The 18,992-nt window shown below is 60.5% G+C and carries 17 protein-coding genes; 4 read left to right on the top strand and 13 right to left on the bottom strand.

The genetic code is table 11. From position 1 onward, the window contains the following. The first annotated feature begins 179 nt into the window (after positions 1 to 179). Together GSQ73_RS00235 and GSQ73_RS00230 are read left to right on the top strand one after the other, a co-directional pair. Positions 180 to 761 carry an OmpA family protein gene (locus tag GSQ73_RS00235; protein WP_158879686.1) on the top strand — a complete coding sequence of 194 codons (582 nt, stop codon included), beginning with the start codon at positions 180 to 182 and terminating at the stop codon, positions 759 to 761. A 10-nt stretch (positions 762 to 771) separates the two neighbouring features. Beyond that, positions 772 to 1,161, top strand: a complete 390-nt coding sequence (locus tag GSQ73_RS00230) for a DUF4280 domain-containing protein (RefSeq protein ID WP_158879684.1) — start codon at positions 772 to 774, stop codon at positions 1,159 to 1,161. A gap of 54 nt (positions 1,162 to 1,215) precedes the next feature. On the opposite strand, the gene GSQ73_RS00225 is transcribed toward GSQ73_RS00230, so the two are convergent. The 3 genes from GSQ73_RS00225 to tssI are packed head-to-tail and all read right to left on the bottom strand — an operon-like array spanning position 1,216 to position 6,346. Beyond that, a complete protein-coding gene (locus GSQ73_RS00225) occupies positions 1,216 to 3,411 on the bottom strand; it encodes a hypothetical protein (protein ID WP_158879682.1) in 2,196 nt (731 codons plus the stop codon). Between the two features lie 11 nt (positions 3,412 to 3,422). Then, entirely contained in the window at positions 3,423 to 4,049 is a 627-nt protein-coding gene (locus GSQ73_RS00220) for a peptidoglycan-binding domain-containing protein (RefSeq protein ID WP_158879680.1), read from the bottom strand. Beyond that, entirely contained in the window at positions 4,049 to 6,346 is a 2,298-nt protein-coding gene (tssI, locus tag GSQ73_RS00215; RefSeq protein WP_158879678.1) for a type VI secretion system tip protein TssI/VgrG, read from the bottom strand. The genes GSQ73_RS00220 and tssI overlap by 1 nt, the downstream gene beginning before the upstream one ends. 225 nt (positions 6,347 to 6,571) lie before the next feature. On the opposite strand from tssI, the gene GSQ73_RS00210 reads away from it, so the two are divergent. Then, the gene (locus GSQ73_RS00210) at positions 6,572 to 7,114 is read left to right on the top strand and encodes a WG repeat-containing protein (RefSeq protein ID WP_158879676.1); all 543 of its coding nucleotides are present in this window, start codon (positions 6,572 to 6,574) and stop codon (positions 7,112 to 7,114) included. Between the two features lie 262 nt (positions 7,115 to 7,376). Here the strand turns inward: GSQ73_RS00210 and GSQ73_RS00205 are convergent, their stop codons facing one another. From GSQ73_RS00205 to GSQ73_RS00195, 3 genes are all read right to left on the bottom strand, one after another. Then, positions 7,377 to 7,805 carry a DUF1304 family protein gene (locus tag GSQ73_RS00205; RefSeq protein ID WP_158879674.1) on the bottom strand — a complete coding sequence of 143 codons (429 nt, stop codon included), beginning with the start codon at positions 7,803 to 7,805 and terminating at the stop codon, positions 7,377 to 7,379. Positions 7,806 to 8,312: 507 nt separating this feature from the next. After that, positions 8,313 to 8,702: a hypothetical protein gene (locus GSQ73_RS17960; RefSeq protein WP_254063224.1), complete on the bottom strand. Its 390-nt coding sequence runs from the start codon at positions 8,700 to 8,702 to the stop codon at positions 8,313 to 8,315. A 235-nt stretch (positions 8,703 to 8,937) separates the two neighbouring features. After that, positions 8,938 to 9,309 carry a hypothetical protein gene (locus tag GSQ73_RS00195; RefSeq protein WP_158879670.1) on the bottom strand — a complete coding sequence of 124 codons (372 nt, stop codon included), beginning with the start codon at positions 9,307 to 9,309 and terminating at the stop codon, positions 8,938 to 8,940. A gap of 590 nt (positions 9,310 to 9,899) precedes the next feature. Between GSQ73_RS00195 and GSQ73_RS00190 the strand changes: the two genes are divergently transcribed. Beyond that, on the top strand, positions 9,900 to 10,640 hold the full coding sequence (locus GSQ73_RS00190) for a DUF4440 domain-containing protein (RefSeq protein ID WP_158879668.1): 741 nt from the start codon (positions 9,900 to 9,902) through the stop codon (positions 10,638 to 10,640). A 558-nt stretch (positions 10,641 to 11,198) separates the two neighbouring features. Here the strand turns inward: GSQ73_RS00190 and GSQ73_RS00185 are convergent. From GSQ73_RS00185 to tssH, 7 genes are all read right to left on the bottom strand, one after another. Next, complete coding sequence (locus GSQ73_RS00185) at positions 11,199 to 11,750, bottom strand: hypothetical protein (RefSeq protein WP_158879666.1); 552 nt, start codon at positions 11,748 to 11,750, stop codon at positions 11,199 to 11,201. Positions 11,751 to 11,903: 153 nt separating this feature from the next. Then, positions 11,904 to 13,385 (bottom strand): PLP-dependent aminotransferase family protein, encoded by a 1,482-nt coding sequence (locus tag GSQ73_RS00180; RefSeq protein WP_158879664.1) that lies wholly within the window; start codon positions 13,383 to 13,385, stop codon positions 11,904 to 11,906. Between the two features lie 269 nt (positions 13,386 to 13,654). Beyond that, a complete protein-coding gene (locus tag GSQ73_RS00175) occupies positions 13,655 to 14,269 on the bottom strand; it encodes a hypothetical protein (protein WP_158879662.1) in 615 nt (204 codons plus the stop codon). Between the two features lie 221 nt (positions 14,270 to 14,490). Beyond that, positions 14,491 to 14,853, bottom strand: coding sequence for a cytochrome-c oxidase (locus GSQ73_RS00170; RefSeq protein WP_158879660.1), 363 nt, complete (start codon positions 14,851 to 14,853; stop codon positions 14,491 to 14,493). After that, positions 14,838 to 15,164, bottom strand: a complete 327-nt coding sequence (locus GSQ73_RS00165) for a hypothetical protein (protein ID WP_158879658.1) — start codon at positions 15,162 to 15,164, stop codon at positions 14,838 to 14,840. The genes GSQ73_RS00170 and GSQ73_RS00165 overlap by 16 nt, the downstream gene beginning before the upstream one ends. Positions 15,165 to 15,312: 148 nt before the next feature. Then, on the bottom strand, positions 15,313 to 16,113 hold the full coding sequence (locus GSQ73_RS00160) for a hypothetical protein (protein WP_158879656.1): 801 nt from the start codon (positions 16,111 to 16,113) through the stop codon (positions 15,313 to 15,315). A 166-nt stretch (positions 16,114 to 16,279) separates the two neighbouring features. Beyond that, a complete protein-coding gene (gene tssH / locus GSQ73_RS00155; protein ID WP_216844706.1) occupies positions 16,280 to 18,928 on the bottom strand; it encodes a type VI secretion system ATPase TssH in 2,649 nt (882 codons plus the stop codon). Between the last annotated feature and the right edge of the window lie 64 nt (positions 18,929 to 18,992).

Raw genomic sequence — 18,992 nt, 5'->3', positions numbered from 1 at the left:
TGGCAGCCATGGGCACACTCTAGATAACTCCGCGCGTCGCTTCGATACGCACTTCGACCTAGCAACGTGCGGCATAGAGCGAATTGCATATCGAAAAAAAACCGCACGCTGCACACACTGCCGGCATCGATCATCAGCCCATGCCGCGCCGACGCGCGCGACGATCCGGAGAGAAATCCATGAATGCCATCCGCCCGCTGTCGTGCCTCGCCGCTGCCTTGTTGCTGGTGGGAAGCTGCGCCTTCGCGCAGGACAACCATGCGAATGCTTCCGGCGGCAAGGACCCGTCGGTAAAGTCGATCGTCGACCAGCTCAAGGTGAAAGACGATGACTCGGTCATCAACACCGGCGCCACGCGCTCGTTGCGCCTCGGTGGCGCCGCAGCTGCGGGCAAAGTCGCGGATGCGCCGGCACCACCGCCGGCATCGATCTCGATGCAGATCCAGTTCGCCTTCAATTCCGATCGCATCGAGGGCGCATCGGCGACCACGATGGGCAACCTGTCCACGGCGCTGAAATCCGACGAGCTGAAAGGCCGTGCGTTCCAGGTCGTGGGCCACACCGATGGCGTCGGTTCGGCCGGCTACAACATGCGCCTGTCGCAGATGCGCGCCGCGTCGGTGAAGCGATTCCTGATCGATCACGGTGTCGACGCCGGTCGGCTGAGTGCCAGCGGCAAAGGCTCGACCGAACTGCTCAACAAGTCCGATCCGACCGCTGGCGAAAACCGTCGCGTCGAGATCATCGCCAGCGGCGGTTGAGGCAGCGGCCGTGCCGATTCAGGTCGTCAATGGTGCGAAGCTGATGTGCAGTTTCGGCGTGGCACCGTCCACGTTCGTGGTGTTGCCATTGAACAAGGTGATGTCCGGCAACCAGCCGGCGGCCAACATCCTGGATCACGTGCCGATGACCAACATCATGCCGTTCGGCATGTGTTCGGCGCCGACCAATCCCACCGTGATCGCAGCCACCGCGGCCAAGCTCGGCGTGTTTTCGCCGGCACCCTGCGTGCCGGCGACGTCATCGCCGTGGATACCCGGTGCGCCGAAAGTGATGCTGGGAAATCAGCTCGCGCTCGACAACACCTGCACCTGCCTCTGCCAATGGCTCGGCGTGGTGACGGTCAGCGATCCGGGCCAGACGACCGAAATGATTCCCTGAGACAGCCTCGCATGCGGGCCGTGCATATGGACGGCCAAACACATGGCTTGACGATCACGCCTTTGGCGGTGGCGCAGTTAGGTAGCCGACCGACTTGATATCGTCCGGCGGCGGCTTCTGCGCAGTGCCGCCCTTGTTGCGCGTGGCATCCAGCGGCTTCGCGTCCTGCGTGTCCTTGGGGTTTTCGTCCGGCGGCTGCCAGCCCGAATCGCCCTTGGCATCCTTGCCCGCTACCTTGTCCGGCGTGTTCGAGACATCGTTGCCCAACGTGCCGACTTTTTGCGCTGCTTTCTGATCGGCGGCGACATCGGTGCCACCGCTGAGCGAGCTGATTTCGCCGATGTCGTGGTCGAGCGTCTTGGCCTGTTGCTTGGCATTGTCCGCGCCTTGATTGACGCGGTCCTTGTCGGCTTTGGCCTGGTTGACCACGTCGCCTGCCTTGGAAAGTCCCTTCGCCACCGGGTCCCAGATCACACCGAGCTTGTCGCTGAAGCCGAACAGTTTCAGTACCAGGTTGAACAGCGGAAACACCAGGTCGCGCATCAGCAGCGCGAGCGCCAGCGGCATCCGGCCTAGATACGTCTCCATGGTCAGCGCATCGCTGCCGCTGCTTCCCTTGGCGGCTTTCTGCAGCGCCTCGGTGAGGTCGTGCGTGACGAAATCGGTAATCGCATCGAGGTAGTGCGCCTGCTTCGCCAGCTCCTTGTTGATCATCTCGGCGGCCTTGTTCTCGAGCTGGTCGGCGCCGATCTGCATCGAGCCGAGGCTGCCGTGATTCGCCGCGTTCTTGCCGGGGCCATCCGCATTCAGCCCCACCAGCGACCAGACCTCGTCGACGATCAGCGTGGCCATCGTGCTGTGCACCGCGTCGTGCACACAGTCCTGCACTTTCGTCATGCCGGGGTTGCCTGCTGCATCGAACGGGCTCAGGTCACCATCGGACGCGAGGATGCCGGTGTAGGTTTTCTGCATGATGCTCAGCGCGGCGGCGGCCATGCGCGCAACGACCTTGTCCAGCGGCGCAGGGAATTTGCCGTCGTCGAAACCGATGCCCTTCGCCAGCCCCGCGCACATCACGCTGGTGAGGTCGGTGGGCGAGGGCTTTTTCGGATCGCCGGCGAGTGCGCTGAAAGCCGCATCAAGTGCGCTCTGCTTCGGCCCGCTGGCAGCACCGCCATCGGTCTGCAGCCAGTCGGTGGCGGAGTCCTGCGCCTTCTGTGCTTCGCCGGGCAATGCGGCGATCTTGTCCAGCGTGCTTTCCTTCGGCGCGGGTGCCGGTGCAGGAGCGGGTGCCGCCCCCTTGCTTGCCGGTTTGCCCGAGGACGTGCTGAACCAGATTTCGTAGCAGGGATTCGGAATCGCCTTGGCCGCGGCAAACGAGAAATCGTGACACGCGCGCGTGATCGGTTTCTCGCAGACGCCGCGCACGGCAGCGAATGTCGACAGATACGCGTCCTGCACCTTGAACAGCCAGCCCGGCAATTTGCTGACGATACCGGCCGGACCGCCGACACCCGGGATCGTCGGCAATGCGGGAAGCGAAGGCAGCCCGCCACCGCCGCCGCCGCCGGTTTTCAGCGCGCTCGTGCATACCGTTTCGTAAGCGTTGCGCGCATCGTGCAACTTGCGTCCGGCGTCGTTGATGTCCTTGTAGAGCACTGGCGATTTGTTGATCGACGCGCTCACTGCAGTCAACTTCTGGATCACGGGATCGAATTGTTCCGGCCCCGCAGGCGCGGAGCTGCTGCCGCCGAGCAGCGAGCCGATCGCCGCAACGGCTTGCCCCAGCGCGCCACTCTCTCCGTGTTGAACCATCACCTGCCGCGCACCCTGCGCGAAGCTCGACATCAGCACGACTTCGCGCAGCAACGCATCGCGCATCGCCACACCACGCGATGGCGCATCGCCGGAGAATTTGTCGCTGAGTCCGTCGTGCAGCGTATCGTAGTGGATGAACTGGATCGGCAACGGCTTGTCCACACCGTTGTAATTGGACGGCTTGTCGTTGTCCGATCCGTGCGCCTGCGGTTGCGCGGCGAGCGTCGGCGGATCGGCCGCGCCGTCGTCGATCGGATCGCCATTGATATACGGCGCGTTTGCCTGCAGCCCGGCATCCGGCGCCTTGCCGCTGAGGCCCGCGGCAGCCTGATCGAGCATCGACGCCGGTTTCGAATCGGACCCGGTGACCGACTGCACCGCGCCGGCTGCGGGATCGGTGGCGTCGCTGAGGAAACTCGGGTCGGTATTCATCGTGATATCCGTCAGACGTGCAGCTGATCGATCTTCGCGCGTGTCGCGTCGTCGAGATCGCCAGTCGCTTTGATGTTGTTGTCGTTCTGGAATCGCGCCAGCGCCGCGCGTGTGGCATCGCCCAGTTCGTCGCCGTCGTCGCCACCGCAGTCGTAGCCGAGGTTGCTCAGGCGCTGGCGCACGCCGTTGGTCAGGCTCGACGGATCGAGCATGCCGATCGCCACGTTGTAGACCTCCTTGCCGCTGGAGAGCATCAGTGTCGCGCTCTTCACCTCACCGGGAATCGGCTGCTCGAACTTGCCTTCGGCATCGGTGGTGCCGTGGATCACCTTGTCGCCGAACGTGAGCGTGTACGGTTCGTTCTTGCGCGGGTTGCCCAGGCTGGTCAGCTGCATCTTGATCGACGTCGGTTCGCCCTTGCGCTTGAACTTGTGTTTCGCATCGGTCGGCTTGCTGATGTTCTTGGCGGCCTTGTCGGGCAGAAAAAGTTTGTCGCCTTCCACCAGCTGATTCGGATTCTTGCGCTGGCCGCGCAGGCCGGCGTTGTTGCCGTGTTCCCACAGCGTCTTCCACAGATAACCGTTGTCCTTGGCGATGGACGCCAGGCTCTCGCCGGCGCTCACGAAATAATCGGGCATCACGCTTCCTCCCATGCGTTCTGGTCGAGGTCGGGGAAGCAGATCTGGCAACTGCCCGGATCGATGCCGCTCACCTTGTACTCGCCTTTTTCGTTGGTGCAGCCTTCGGCCAATGTCTTGCCGTCGGGCAGGGTCACGCGCACGCTTTCGCCGGCCACCGGTTGGCCGGCTTCATCGACCAGCGCGACTTCGATGTAGTGCGTCTTGTCCGGATCGGGCGTGTGCGTGGGTGCGTCGGCTTTCGAATCCGCGCCGTCGTTTTTCCATGCCGGCACCTTGCCGGGGTCGGCGTGATCCGCGACCGCCGCGGCCATCACCGCCATCGGCGACACGAGATTACCGGCCGAGCCCGAGCCCGCCGCGCCGCCGCTGTTGATCAGCACCAGCTTGCCGAAAATGGTCACGCCCGATGCATCGATGGTGATGAAACTGCCCGCGGCCTTCAGCGTGATCTGCGTGCCGGCCTCGATCACCGCGGTCGTGCCCGCGTTGAGGTAGATGCTGGTGGACGATTGCTCCGAATGACTCTGGAACGATTCGGCCACCGCGCCGCCGACTTTGAGCGACAGCGAACCATCCACTTTCATCGCCTGCAATCCGTCGACGTGCAGATGATCGTCGCCCTTGATCTCGGTGACGCGCGCCTTGGTCACCGTGGTGTGCTGGTTGCGATGAATCTCCTCGATGCGATCGCGATTGACGATCGCATGCTCGTCGCGCTCCACGTACGTGCGGCTGTCCTTGCCGACGCGATGATCGAACCAGGTCTGGGCGTTGATGAAAACCTGCTCGTCGTCCTTCTTGTCCTCGAAACGCAGTTCGTTGAAACCGTTGCCGCCCTTGGTCGTCTGCGTCTTGACCGTGGTCTTGGTCATCTCCGCCGGCAACGCGTACGGCGTGGGGTTGTCGCCGTTGTAGACGCAGCCGGTGACCAGCGGATGATCCGGATCGCCATCGAGAAAATCGACGATCACCTCCATCCCGATGCGCGGCAGAAAAAACGCGCCCCAACCACGGCCGGCCCAGGCCTGCGACACGCGAATCCAGCACGAGCTCTTGTCGTCGCCCTTGCCCAGGTGATCCCAGAAGAAATGCACTTTCACGCGACCGTATTGATCGGTGTAAATCTCTTCGCCCGCCGGCCCGGTCACCACCGCCGTCTGTGGCCCGTGCATGCGCGGCTTGCGCGTGGCGCGGGCAGGGCGAAACGGCAACGCCAGCGGCATCACGGTGAAGTCGTTGCGGTAATAACTGTCGCCGCTGTCGTCGTCGAAATTGTTTTCGCCGCGATGATTCGACTGCACCGCGCGCCACGCCGGTTCCAGCACATCGTTCGGCGCGTCGTCGAGCTGAAACGCCATGCCGGGTCGAATCTCCGGCAGCGTGCTCGATCCATCCAGCAGTTCGTGCGCGGCTTCCTCGATCTCCATCGCGAGCTTGGCGCGATCGTCGCCCGCGCCGCGATCGAGATAGCCGCCCGGATAACGGAAACTCTGGAACGCCTTCTGCGCGCCTACCTTCAGCACCGTGTCCACGCTCGATTCGAGATTCTGCGTGGGCTTCGTGAAATCGAAATCGCGCATCATCACGCGGCCGGTGCGCATGCGTTGCCGGCGCGCCAGCGCGAACACCACCGGCTCATCCTGCTCGGCCCAGTTGGCGGCAAACCGCAACGTTTTGACGTGGCCCTTGTAGTCCTTCTCCTGATGATCGGAGATCACCAGCACGTCGGCCGGCTCGCCCGCGTCATGCTTGAAGAAATAATGGATGCCCGCGTCTTCCAGCAATCGCGAGATGAAATCGAAATCGCTCTCGCCGTACTGCACGCAATAGTCGAGCGGGTCGTACGTGCCCGACAGATCCGACTCGTGCTTGCCCAGCTGCAACTCGCCCAGGATCGTGTCGACGATGTCCGGGATGCTCTGGTTCTGGAAGATGCGGCAATCCTCCACCAGCTTCAACTGCCAGAACCACGGCACGATCACTGCCTCGTACGCAGTCAGCTCCTGCACCTCACCGGCCGCCGCGCACCAGCGCGTACCGGTGCGCCCGAAGCTCGCCACGATGCCGCTCCAGCATTTGCCGTCGGCATCGTCGTCGCTGTCGTTCGCGTGCAGCGTGAGGCGCTTGCCGACCAGATCCTTCGCGTCGATCGCGTCGTCTTCCGACAACATCTCCAGACGAAACTCGAACGGCCGCGACAACGCCTCCTCGCCATCGAAGCGATGCACAAGCAACACGTCCTCGGCCAGCGGCGTGGTGAGATGAAAGGGTCGCTTCTTGGTCGAATACGACATGGCGGCGCAGGGCAAGGCAATGCGCCTATCCTGCGGACTCGCGACCCCCGCAGCCATTCGCGGGATGGCGTAGGCCGTGTGGCCGAGGGGTTGTGTCGAGACCGCCGTCGTCCGGTTTCAAAATGATTTTCGCCCTCTCCTGCTGCAGGGGATGGTTTGGGGTAGTTCTTGACGCGCTACTGGGGCTTTACGCTCAAGGCTGGGTTTTCTTCTGGAAGGACACGCATGCACCGGATCACCGCATCGCTTTGCCTACTTCTGTTCCTGTTCGCGTCGCCCACGATTGCCATCGCGCAAGGTGCACCGCGAAAAGCCTGCGCGGTCGATGCTGATCTGCCGTCCGTTCCCGCCTGTGCACTCGAGATCCGCCACGGCCAGCAGCGTGTCATCGCGACCTACCTGCCACCACTTCTCGCCAGCACCCGTCACCACCTGATCGCCGCCTTCCTGCCCACCGGCTGGTCCTACATCAACCGCCACGGTCTCGTCGTCGTCACCCACGTCGCCGTCATGGACAACGGCGCCAACGACTTTCACTACGGCTTGGTCCGCGTCACACGCGATGGAAAATGGGGGCTGGCCGATACGCACGGCCGACTCGTGGTGCCACTCAAATACGATGGCATGCTCGACTACCAATCCGACAAAGGATGGGAGGTCTGCACAGGATGCCGCGCGGTGCCCGATGGAGAGCATGGGTGGTTCGAGGGCGGGGCGTGGCAGTCGCTGGATCAGAATGGCAGGCCGCGGCTCAGTCGTTCACGTTGAAGCAATAGTCAGGCCCCAGCGATTGCCGCAATGAATCCTGCTGCCTAACGTTGAAATTCACCGGGTGGCGAAGCCATCCGATGGAACGCCGGGTTGGGCGCTTACAACCGCCGATTGAGAATGCTATCGATGTCGCGTGTCTTCTCCTCTTGAGTGACTTGACCCTTGGATATCCAAAAGCCATGCACACCCTGCTTTAACTGTGACATCTGTTGCGCGCATGCGAAGGCATCACTCGACCAATGCCGATGCGTGCGGGGATTCAGCGAGAGGAGATTGACGCGCTGTACAAAGGATATACGCGCCAGAAGGCTATGCCAGCCGGTACGGCTTGGAAAAACGCCAGAAGATAAGCCTTCGTGCTGCATGCCAAGACAATGCCTGCACCTGCGCCGCAGAAGCAGAGCGCCAATATAAGTAAGTAGCCAGATTGCTGCCTTTCGTTTTTTTTAAGTAGAACTGCGCCAACTAGTCCCAGAATAGACAGGAAGAAATTATAAAAACCTTGATTTACAAACAGAGCTTTGAGCGTCAGTGCCTGAGTCGCGTAGTCGATCGCAACCGGGTTGTCCAGAAATTTCAACAGGATCGAGTAGACGACAGGATTCATCCAAAACAATGCCTCAAGCATGAAAAACATTAAGTGGATGAAAATTACAAACGCTACGAGAGATTTTGTCAGGGGATTCATTAATTGGGTCACTTCGCCATTTTGTTTTCGATTCTACAAGTGTTCACCCGGATAAAGGTGGCCTACAGTCTTTGAAACTCTGAGCGGTACCGTGCGTCCGTAACGCCATGTGTGGCGCGTAACGCTTGAATTAAGCGGCGGCGGAGCCGTCCGCTTGAATGATTGGTTGGGCCTACTTACATGCGATTTGCAATAGGTGCGAGCTGTTGCAGACAGTTGCTTCCGTCGAACTCTTGATTTTTCGCGATGGCCCGTTGGAGGCATCTGGTAGCAGACTGTACCTGTCGTAGACGTTGATCAGTGAGATTCGCCTCGCACCTCACTGCATACGTAGAGGGCCACGATCCACCAGCACCAGTTAGTGCGCCTACGAGGGTGCACTCTGCTCCACGATATTTGAGCCACTCCACTTGCTCTGCTTTGAGTGCTTGATTGACGCTAGGCCTTAGCATCGACGCAGACGCCGCTAGGAGCACTAACTTGTCGTATTTCTTTTCAAGACGCTTTTCAGTTGCTTGTCGTTTCTGCACCAAAAGCAACCCAGTATTCATTGAACTGCCCTCTGGCCAGCATTCTGGTCGATCCGTGCAGTTCGTACTCGCGAGGGTGGTCGATGTTGCAATCAGAAACAGCAAGCAAGCCAGTAGCTTCATCATATGCATTCCACAAAGGCCCAACGCTGGAGTTAAGCGGCGGCAAAGTCGTCGCCTTGAACGAATTGTTAGGCTGTACAGCTACTCCGAGCTGTACTCGTACCTTGAGACCAGCGTGCCACCAGACGAGTACACGAATGCGAAAGCGTGCAAGAAGAAATTGTACCGAACCCATTTCTTGCACTGGCCAATGTTGAGTGGTGGATTTTCTTGATCTCCATTCCACCAGAGATACTTGCCGCATGGAAGCACTTGGTCTGGCACACCCAGTTTGGTGACAATGGCCTTCTCTGTGTCCCCGACCTTGGCGTTCGTGTACGTCGAATCCGCACGGGCCTCAAGGAAAAGGTAACGCCCCCAGACAAATACAACTAGGCAAAGCGTGCTGATGGCTATGAGCTTGGCAAGTTGTTTCATGAAGCCTAACGCTGAAGTTAAGCGGCGGCAAAGCCGTCCGCGTTGAACGAAATGTTAGACGCCTACGGTGAGCTGTGCGCGCCTGCCGGTTGTGAAGCAGCCTCTCGCGCCTTGGCTTTGAGATAAAAGGCTGTCCCAAATAGGGACTGCTGCTCCTTCTCGGAGGTATCCTTTTGCAAAAAGATGACCTCGCCATCGCTGGAAACTTGAGAAGCTCCGTCTGAGGGCTTAGCCAGCATGACAATTTGAAGAGTCTTGGGATCAGAGTCTTCGTGGAACGTCTTTGGAGTGGCTCCCGAGCCGTCAACCATCACGACCTGAGAATGGACGGCTATATCTTGCATCGCGGCCTGAAGTTCTTTCGTAACGGTTACTTCTCCAGCTGAAGCAACGAAGGTATAGATGGCAGCACCTGCGACGATCATTTTGCTCAAGTGACGCACGTTATTCCCCTTTGTCTAACGCTTATTAGACCCCGAATCAGGGCATATGCGCGGATGGTCGGCTCTTCACCATCTCTTCGTCAAGCGAACAAATAATGTGCTCTGCGAACCGTTTGGCGCGGACACAGGAAGCCCCGGTGAAGCGGGGATGGCTTTGCATATCTCCTTGAATGAGGCACTAAGTCTTATGGCCTCGAAAACGGAGAAATAAACCGTATGGGAGTGTCTGGGCGCGTCTTGTTTGCCACATGTGCTGCCAGAGACGTTGTCGATGCTCATTCGCCGGGTCGGCTCCGACCCGATGCCACACGTTGAGGCTGAAACACAGCAGAAAACAGGGCGGCGTGCGCTTTCTGACGGAGACGCGAGGTGGCGTTTGGCAGGCCATGGCGGATGCGCGATGCAGGCATGATCAAACTTCTCTGCATGGGCTTCGTCAGAAGACAAAAGCGTCAGAGACATCTCAATTGGCGTTACCAAACTTTCGCAAAGTGGACGTACCGACAAGGTTGGCAGCTCGCTAATCTTCAGGGGCTTGGTAGGTCGGTCATTCCGACTTCGATCGCTTCGGAGAAGTAGCCATGATCCGCACATCTGTCCTCATCGCTTTGATCCTCGCATCACTGAACGGCTCTCTTTTCGCGCGAGCCGCACCGTCAGCTACATCCACCATCACCGAATCAGAACTCCTGCGCCGCACGCAGCAGCTTTATGACGCGGCGAACGTGGGTGATTCGAAGCCGTGGGATGCCTATTTCGCCAGCGACGCGATGGTGTTTGACGAGAAGGGTCGCTCGATGGACAAGAAGAGTCTGCTGGCGGATACGACGCCGTTGCCCGCGGGGTATGCCGTGCATCTCACGGTGGTGCATCCGCACGTCATCGTCGCGCCTGGCGCGGCGATGGTCGGTTATGAGTGCGAGGAAACGGAAACCGTGTTCGGCCAGTCGTTGCACGCGCGCTATCACACGGTGGATACGTGGCTCTATCGACAGGGCCGCTGGCAGATTGCCGCGAGCCAGACCATGCGTTACTACGAGGATCCCGCGCTGGGAACCACGAATGTTTCGGCGTTCGACGGTATGACGGGCACGTACGAGCTTTCACCCGGCAACCAGCGTTCCGTGCTGCGCGAAGGCAACGACCTTTTCGTGCAGCGAGGTACCGGCGCAAAGACGAAGCTGCTGCCGGAATCGGGCGACCTTTTTTTCCGCAAGGGCGTGGAAGGTCGCATCCTGTTTCACCGGGACGCGCAAGGCAAAGTGGATGCGCTCTACGACCGGCGCAACAACGAAGACATCGTCTGGAAGCGCGTTCGGTAGCGGCTTTGAATCATGAAGAAATAGCAGCTCGTCGGTGTTGGAGCCGTCGCAGCGATGCCGTTCATGGCGTTCTTCTCGACACCCGGGGACGGACGGCGCGTGACGCCGCCCGTGGTTTTCCTCGTTGGCGTGCGGATAGATCGGTCGTGTTTGGCTCTTTAAGAGCCAGCGTTGGCTCTCGGAGTGCCAAGCGTGGCTCTGAAAGACCCAACCGTGACTCTCAAAGACCCGACGCCGGCTCTTTTTCGGCGGCGCGTGGCTCTCCCAGAGTCAACCGCGGCTCTTTTTGCGTGGCGCGTGGCTCTCCGAGAGCCACGCCTAGGTCTTTTTGGGCGGCATCTGGCTCCAAAAGACCCGACCCCGGCTCTTGGTCGGCGGCGCGTGGCTCTCAGAGAGCCACACGTGGGTCTTTTAGTGCGGTGCGTGGCTTTCGGAGAGTCGCGCGTGACGCTCTTTCACTGAAGGCCGGGTCTTTTCGAGTCGGCAAATATCCCGCAGGGCAGGGCTCGAGCCGCCCAGTATCGAGACGACCAAACCACCGACCGCGCGACACCACCATCACTTCATCCGCGTCAGCGTCGCCCTGAACGCGCTGACCCACGTCTTCCCGCCGTCCCGCGAATAAGAAATCTCGAAGTGATGGCCGTTGGCGGTGATGTCCGACCAGACGCCGCGGACGATCACCATGCGGTTTTTGTATGTCGTCGTGCCGAAAAACTCGCCGCGTCCATTCTTGAAGCTGCCGATGGTCGGGGCTTCGAATTCGCCGGAGTCGCCGTCGATGTAGGTCTGGCTCCACTGGCCGGCCTTGGGGTTGTAGACAAAGAGCGTGGCGCCTTCCCAATGTCCGTTGGGGCCGTCGGCTTCGATTTCCTCGAGCCACGCGCGTCCGTTCCATACGGCTCGCGCCGTTTTGGTGCCATCCAGGACGACCGTGTGTGTGCCACCGTCGAAGGGGTCGAGCACCTGCGTGGCGTGCGTGTGCCAGACCCCGCGCGCGAAATCGAAATCATGCGCGCCGCTCGGAGGCGACCCGGCCTTTGCGCTTACGGACGAGCACGCGAACACACCGACCACCAGGACGCCACGTAACAGCACTTTCCACATCATCGCGCTCTCCGCATGTCATAAACGATGACGGGACTTTAGGGAAAGCCCGCAATGCCAGCGGGGCCAGTCGCGTGAATTCACGGTGGGCCACTTTGGTCGTGCGCCTTGGTGACTGACGTTCATTCGCGCGGCCTGATGCCCTTCGCGCACAAACTAGAAAGCGCGGCGCAAAGCCTTCAGGCCTTGCGCAATGCCTTCAAGATCGACGGCGCCGTAACCGAATACCAGGCCTTGCGACGTGGGCTCGCCGAAGAAATAGCGCTCGAACGAATGCAGGTGCACGTTCGATTCCAGCACCTTCGCGGTGACGCGCTCGAGCGGTCGCGGTCGTGTGGAGAACGCCGCCACGTGCATGCCGTAATGCGATTGCACGGGTGACAGTTCTTCCGCGAAATCCGAGCGGAGCACGTCCACGATGAGGTCCCGGCGTTTCCGGTAGACATCGCGCAGCTTGCGCACGTGCCGCGCCAGATGGCCGTCGGAGATGTATCGGGCCACCGCCATCTGCGTCAGCGTCGGGCAATGCCAGTCGAGGCAGTTTTTCGCTGCAATCAGCGTCGGCATGGCCCACGCGGGTGCGATCACGAAACCGAGCCGCAACGCGGGCAGCATGCATTTGGAAAACGTGCCGACGTAGAACACGTCGTCCGCGGTGGCGGTGGAACGCAGCGCCTGCAAGGGTGTGCCGTCGTAGCGAAACTCGCCGTCGTAATCGTCCTCGACGAGGACGGCGCCATGCTTGCGCGCAAAATCGAGCAGCGCTTTTCGCCGCTGCGACGACATCGAAACGCCAAGCGGAAACTGATGTGACGGGCAGACGCATATGATCTGCACCGATGCGGGCAAGGCATCGACCACGAGCCCTTCTTCATCAACCGGTATGGCCACCACCTTCGCACCAGCTGCGAGAAAGGCCGCGCGCATCGGCGGATAACCGGGGTCCTCGATCGCGACGGTGGTGACGCCGGGCGTCACCAGCACGCGCGCGAGAATGTCGAATGCCTGCTGCGCGCCGGCGGTCACCAGTACGTCGTCGGGTTCGCACACGACCGCGCGCGAGACACCGATATGCGTTGCGACAGCGGCGCGCAACGGAAAATGTCCCTGATTGCCCTGCGCACTCTTGAACGCCGGCGGCTTCAATTCCATCCGCCGCAATTGCCCCGCACTCACGCGGCGAAAGATGTCGAACGGAAACAATCGCGGATCGACCAGCGCGGGGCGAAAGTCGAGAGATGCCACGTTTGCCGGCGTCTCTGCACGCGGCGCGTCGTGCCAGAAGTTGAGCGTGCGAAGCAGCTCCGGTCGCGACCACATCGCATTCAATCGCGGATCCGGCGTGTGCCGCATTGACGAACGTTCGCGTGGCGCGCGGCGCTGCTTCACCGCCACATACGTTCCCGACCCTTGTCGCGGCTCCACCCATCCCTCGATCGTCAACTTCGCGTACGCACGAGCCACCGTGTTTCGCGATACGCCGAAAAAGATCGCCGACTGACGCTCACCCGGAAGTTTCGATCCACGAACCAGACGGCCATCCAGAATCGCGGCGCGCAATTGCGCGTGGACGAATTCCGCCGATCGGCGGCTGCCTTTCGGTGGTGGATCAAAGGCGATTTCGAAAAGGCTGCTCATGGCTTCCACATCATTCGTCACCGCGTTTTCTTCGAAGCGACTCGGCAGAACGAGATCGCAGGGAAACTAGCACGTCGTGTCGCAAAGACCGTAGAACCGGCAGAACCGCCACGCGTCACGACCGCCGATCGTCGTTCCCGTGCGGTCGAGGAGATCCCAAGCGTCGCTTCGTTGAAAGCCGCGATGCCGGTAGCATCCGATGCGCGCGAGTGTTTACGTGATCGAAACAGTCGGCAAGATGCATTGGAAGAACGGCGCCGCGATGTCTTTCACGGTCTGCACTCGCAGTCCGGACTTTCGAACGTTTTTAAACGTCTGCAGCTGGCAGGAATCAACCATTTCTCTTCGAACGTTCCGCCTCGCGGTGTGATTTCGATGACTGCGCGCCGTGCACCCACGAGCCATGAGTCACCTAACGGACGGACGGAGTTTGCCCAGAGCAGCTTCCAGTTTTCGTTGCGGTAGATCGGCTCTTTTGTGAGTTCGATCAGGTCGACCTGGGTCAACCCATGCGTGGTGAGCAGCATCCATGTGGCGTCGTCGATTCGAGCTCCGGCATCGGGAGCCTCGTCGAGATTCATGACCGTTGATACCTGCCATGTGCCACTGCCTGTCCGGCGGAGCTTGATGATTTCCCCGGAATCAATACCCATGTGAAACAAACCCGTCGCGACAAAGATATCGTTGCCACGCGTTGTAAAAGCGACAGGGTTCTTGTCGGGAACCACCACGCGACGGACTCCGTCTTGGCCTATCCATTCAATTCGCCCGCCGAATTCCCCGCCGTTGATACCCACCAACTGGCCATCGGGCAGCGCAAGCCTGATCTCACTCCCGTTTTCATGGGGCGCGATATTGGCGCTTTGCGCAGAGTCACCCGACACCGTCCACTCCTCCCTTGCATAGTTGGCGCAGTGCCACTCGGTTTCGTTCTGGGGCGGCGAGATGACGGACCAACCGGCGGGAGGTTGTCCAACGTTCCGGATGACTAGCGGCGGGCTCGTGGCGAGAACCATCGCGGCAAGAAAAAATGTGTGTAACGGCATGCGCGTGCTCACCCTGAAGCGTCGACGCCCGGTTGAGCGACGGGCATCAACTTGCCGAGTCAGATCCTGACACGCCGCCACACATTCAAGCTGAAACACGCCAGGCCCGCGGCGAACGCAAACGCGCCCACAGGCAACAGTGCGGGCACATCGTGACCGGTGAGCATGGCCGCGAGGCCGAGCATGAAGGTGGGCAGGCCGAGGTTGTGCAACCAGAAATGTGCGTGGGCGAGGCGGGTGTTGCTGGCGGCGGGATAGACGCGGTAGATGACGCCGGCCATCGCCAGCGAGAGCCAGCCGGCGACCAGCACGTGGGCGTGCACCGGCATCAGGGCGAAGTTCTGGTTCATCCCCATGTACAGGCCGAGCGTGGCGCCCACAAGCAGGTAGATCGCCGCGATCCAGATCAATCGTTGTGACATGGCATTCCCCCTTTCAATGATGTGCTGTCAGAAACCGCGGCGCGCGTGCGCTCCAGCGCATACGCAAATTTTCCATTTTCCCCGACGCTCGCGTTGATCGCCTTCACCGGTTCGCTGTGGCCCATGCGTTCGAGCACTTCGCCGGCGACTTCCGGGAGCAGGCTGCCGGAGAGACTGTTGTCAATGTGGTGTGCGCCGGAATCGACTTCGGCCCAGCGTGCGGCAATGGTGTCAATGAGTTTGTCGTCGTAGTTGAAGCCGCCGTGATGGGCCGCGATAGAAAAATGGTCAGAGACATATTTGACTGGCACCGCAAGTTGATGATGTCTCTGACGCTTTTGCTGGATCCTTTTTCGATGCTCGCGAATGTATGGATGTCCGTTTCTGATTCAATGGAGCAAGCGTCCTTCAGCAGGAAAGTAGCCGGGTATTTTTTGATCGAATCGTCCCATGCCCTGGCTATATTCTGTGCTGGTAGAACGGCAACGCCAACTGTCTCTTCGCAGCAAACACGCCTTTTTGATAATCCTGTATTTCCAGCTTGGCGCGCCTGGCGATTTCACGCAGCTTGTTTTCCACAACGTGATCTGGGCCGGACCACCATAAATCATAGTCCCCTTGTTGAACCGCCATTATGAATCCGACCCAATAGGATGGGCTTGGGACATTCAGCGTGTGCCGCACTAACAGCCGCACCCAATCGTAGCTTCTACTCTTGGCCGAAGGTGCATCCGTCGCAACCGCCGCTACACCGCCCACGTTAAGATATCTGCCAAGAATAAAATCGCCGATTTTGTTCTTGAATATGTCTTTGGCGTACCAGGCTTCGGTTCCCACGAGCTCGGCTGAGCGATAAGCGGCAGCTGCACCAAACGTGGCGACAGTCGCCCCGCTGGCCACGGACAGAATATCCAGCATGGTGAGGGTGTGCTCAAGTTCTTCCTTGCTTTTCATCAATCCTGCGATCATTTTTTCGCTGTCATTGTTGATATTCTTGATAAGCATTTCAAAAGCGGTTACCAAATTGCGTAGAGAATCTTCCCGCCAGGGAAGGTAGACGACATCTCCTGGGGCAAGGGAGAACTCCCGACTGAGATTGAGGTAATTCGATCCATATTTGCTCGAGAAAAGCGCTTGGTTGGGTGGATACGCAACGAGTGGTCCAGCATTGGGAAAACCACGGCGAGTTGCCATGGCTGCCACGGTGTCCCCAGCGTTGGCGTGGTATTTCGTGTGGAAAGGCTGGTCGGCGTAATACATAAAAATGTCCGGGATGGCAAAAGATCAGACGGGTATCTTCGAGAAACTCCAGGTCGATCGAACTACTCTTCTTTTCCCGTGTGGCAGATAGCAGGGGATCGGGTGGGCGGCTCGCGAAAACCCAGTGTCGGGTCTTGTTCAACCCATTGGCCGGCCATAAGCCAACTCACGACAAGCCATACGCAAACCGTCCATCTTCCCCGACGCTCGCGTTGATCGCCTGCACCGGTTCGCTGCGGCTCATGCGTTCGAGCACTTCGCCGGCGACTTCCGGGAGCAGGCTGCCGGAGAGAATGTTGTCGATGTTGCGTGCGCCGGAGTCGACTTCCGTGCAGCGTGCGGCGATGGTGTCGACGAGTTTGTCGTCGTAGTTGAAACGCGCGCCGTGATTGGCGGCGATGCGCTTGACGATCTTGTTGAGTTTCAGCCGCACGATCTTCTTCATGTTCTCGTCGCGCAACGGATAGAACGGGATCACCGTGGTGCGCCCGATGAACGCGGGTTTGAAATGCTCCTGCAGCTCGGGCCGCAGGATGTCGTTGAGTGCGTCGACCGTCGGCAGCTCGCCCTTGCCGGCGCAGGCATCCATGATCAGCTCGGTGCCGGCGTTGGACGTGAGGATGATGATCGCGTTCTTGAAGTCGATCTCGCGGCCTTCGCCATCTTCCATCACGCCCTTGTCGAACACCTGGAAAAACAGCTCCAGCACGTCCGGATGCGCCTTCTCGATTTCGTCCAGCAACACCACGGAGTAGGGACGCCGACGCACCGCTTCGGTGAGCACGCCGCCTTCGCCGTAGCCGACATAGCCGGGCGGCGAGCCCTTGAGGCTGGAGACGGTGTGCGCTTCCTGGTACTCGCTCATGTTGATGGTGATCATGTTGCGTTCGCCGCCGTAGAGGATGTCGGCCAGCGCGATCGCGGTTTCGGTCTTGCCCACGCCGGACGTGCCGACCAGCAGGAACACGCCCTTGGGTTTGTTCGGGTCTTCCAGGTTTGCGCGCGAGGTGCGCACGCGTTGCGCGATGGCGTCGAGCGCATGGCTCTGGCCGATGACGCGTTCCTCCAGTTGCTCGCGCAGCTTGAGGATGTTCTGTATTTCGTCGGCCACCATCTTGCCCAGCGGGATGCCGGTCCACGCGGCGATGATCTGCGCGGTGGTGTTGGCATCGACCAAGGCGTTGATCATCGGTGCGTGGCCCTGCAGCGATTTGAGATTCGCGCGCAGCGTGTTGAGCTCGTCGACCAGGCCGGCGCGTTCGGGCGCATCGGCGGCCAGTGCTTCGACTTCGTCGAGCTTGGCGTGAATCTGGCCGACGAGTTCGAGCTCCTGTTTCCAGCGCGTTTCCAGTGCTTCCAGCGAGATTTTCAACTCGGCGGTTTCGCTGTCGATGTCTTCGAGACGTTTGGCGTGATCGCTGCCGCCGGAAGATTCCTTCGCCAGCTGTTCGCGCTCGGTAGCGAGAATTTCAAGTCGCTTGCGGCTGTCTTCCACCGGCGCGGGAATCGAGTTGAGGCCGATGCCGATGCGCGCGCACGCGGTGTCGAGCACGCTCACCGCCTTGTCGGGCAATTGGCGGCCGACGATGTAACGCGCGGAAAGTTTCACTGCCTCGGTCACCGCTTCGTCGAGCACGCGCACGTTGTGGTGTTTCGCCATCGCCTTGGCCACGCCGCGCAACATGCTCACGGCGCGCGCTTCGTCGGGCTCGTCCACCTTCACCACCTGGAAGCGGCGGGTGAGGGCGGCGTCCTTCTCGAAATATTTCTTGTACTCGCCCCATGTCGTCGCGGCGATGGTGCGCAGTTCGCCACGCGCGAGCGCGGGCTTGAGCAGGTTGGCCGCATCGTTCTGGCCGGCCGCACCGCCGGCACCGATCAGCGTGTGCGCTTCGTCGATGAACATGATGATCGGCTTGGCGCTCGCCTTCACTTCATCGATCACGCCTTTCAGTCGTGCCTCGAATTCGCCTTTGACGCTGGCGCCTGCCTGCAACATGCCGAGGTCGAGCGAGAGCAGTTCCACGTTCTTCAGGATCGGCGGCACGTCGCCAGCGGCGATACGGGCGGCGAGGCCTTCGACCACCGCGGTCTTGCCGACGCCGGGTTCGCCGGTGAGGATCGGGCTGTTCTGCCGACGACGCGTGAGGATGTCCACCATCTGGCGGATTTCCTCGTCGCGGCCCAATACGGTATCGAGCTTGCCTTCGCGCGCACGCGCGGTGAGGTTGCTGCAGAACTTGTCGAGGTTCGGCGTGGCGCTGGGTTTGCTGCCGCTGTCGGCGCCGCTGGCCGATGAGGTCGTCGGCGTCCCTTCGCCATCGGTGAAACTGCGTGCCTCGCGCGCTTCGGCCGATGCTTCGACCAGCGCGTGGAAATTCTTCTGCAGCGTTTCGACGTTGATGTCAGCCAGCGATTTCGCCGGCACCAGTCGACGCAGTTCCGGCACCGCGACCAGCGCGACCAGGAGGTGCCCGCTGCGGATACGCGTTTCGCCGAACTCGATCGACGCATACGTCCACGCTTGTTCGAGCAGTTGCGGTATATGCCCGGACAGCGACGGCGTGCGCGTGTTGCCGGTCTTGAAGCCAGTGAGGATCTGGCCAAGTTCCTTTTCGAATCGCTCCGGCGCGATGTCGAACTGACGCAGGATGCGCCGGATGTCGCTGTTGTCGACCTCGAGCAATTTCAATAACAGATGCTCGATCTCCACGTCATAGTGCGTGCGCGAAAGGCACAACCCGGCGGCGCCTTCCATCGCGCTGCGGCAGGTGGTGTTAAGTCGCGCGACCAGCGCGCGCAAGTTGATGGCCATGATTGCTCTCCTTCAGATTTTTTCTTCTCCCCACATTGGAGAGAAGATGCCTGCAAGGCAGACG

Origin of the sequence: Rhodanobacter sp. L36, from assembly GCF_009765755.1 — a bacterium.
In the GTDB taxonomy this organism is placed as follows: domain Bacteria; phylum Pseudomonadota; class Gammaproteobacteria; order Xanthomonadales; family Rhodanobacteraceae; genus Rhodanobacter.
This window is presented reverse-complemented; position numbering and strand designations above follow the sequence as displayed.

Coding starts and splice junctions, on each gene's coding strand:
- GSQ73_RS00235 (WP_158879686.1), top strand. CDS start 180: ATGAATGCCATCCGCCCGCTGTCGTGCCTCGCCGCTGCCTTGTTGCTG.
- GSQ73_RS00225 (WP_158879682.1), bottom strand. CDS start 3,411: ATGAATACCGACCCGAGTTTCCTCAGCGACGCCACCGATCCCGCAGCC.
- GSQ73_RS00220 (WP_158879680.1), bottom strand. CDS start 4,049: ATGCCCGATTATTTCGTGAGCGCCGGCGAGAGCCTGGCGTCCATCGCC.
- tssI (WP_158879678.1), bottom strand. CDS start 6,346: ATGTCGTATTCGACCAAGAAGCGACCCTTTCATCTCACCACGCCGCTG.
- GSQ73_RS00210 (WP_158879676.1), top strand. CDS start 6,572: ATGCACCGGATCACCGCATCGCTTTGCCTACTTCTGTTCCTGTTCGCG.
- GSQ73_RS00205 (WP_158879674.1), bottom strand. CDS start 7,805: ATGAATCCCCTGACAAAATCTCTCGTAGCGTTTGTAATTTTCATCCAC.
- GSQ73_RS17960 (WP_254063224.1), bottom strand. CDS start 8,702: ATGCGGCAAGTATCTCTGGTGGAATGGAGATCAAGAAAATCCACCACT.
- GSQ73_RS00190 (WP_158879668.1), top strand. CDS start 9,900: ATGATCCGCACATCTGTCCTCATCGCTTTGATCCTCGCATCACTGAAC.
- GSQ73_RS00185 (WP_158879666.1), bottom strand. CDS start 11,750: ATGATGTGGAAAGTGCTGTTACGTGGCGTCCTGGTGGTCGGTGTGTTC.
- GSQ73_RS00180 (WP_158879664.1), bottom strand. CDS start 13,385: ATGAGCAGCCTTTTCGAAATCGCCTTTGATCCACCACCGAAAGGCAGC.
- GSQ73_RS00170 (WP_158879660.1), bottom strand. CDS start 14,853: ATGTCACAACGATTGATCTGGATCGCGGCGATCTACCTGCTTGTGGGC.
- GSQ73_RS00160 (WP_158879656.1), bottom strand. CDS start 16,113: ATGTATTACGCCGACCAGCCTTTCCACACGAAATACCACGCCAACGCT.
- tssH (WP_216844706.1), bottom strand. CDS start 18,928: ATGGCCATCAACTTGCGCGCGCTGGTCGCGCGACTTAACACCACCTGC.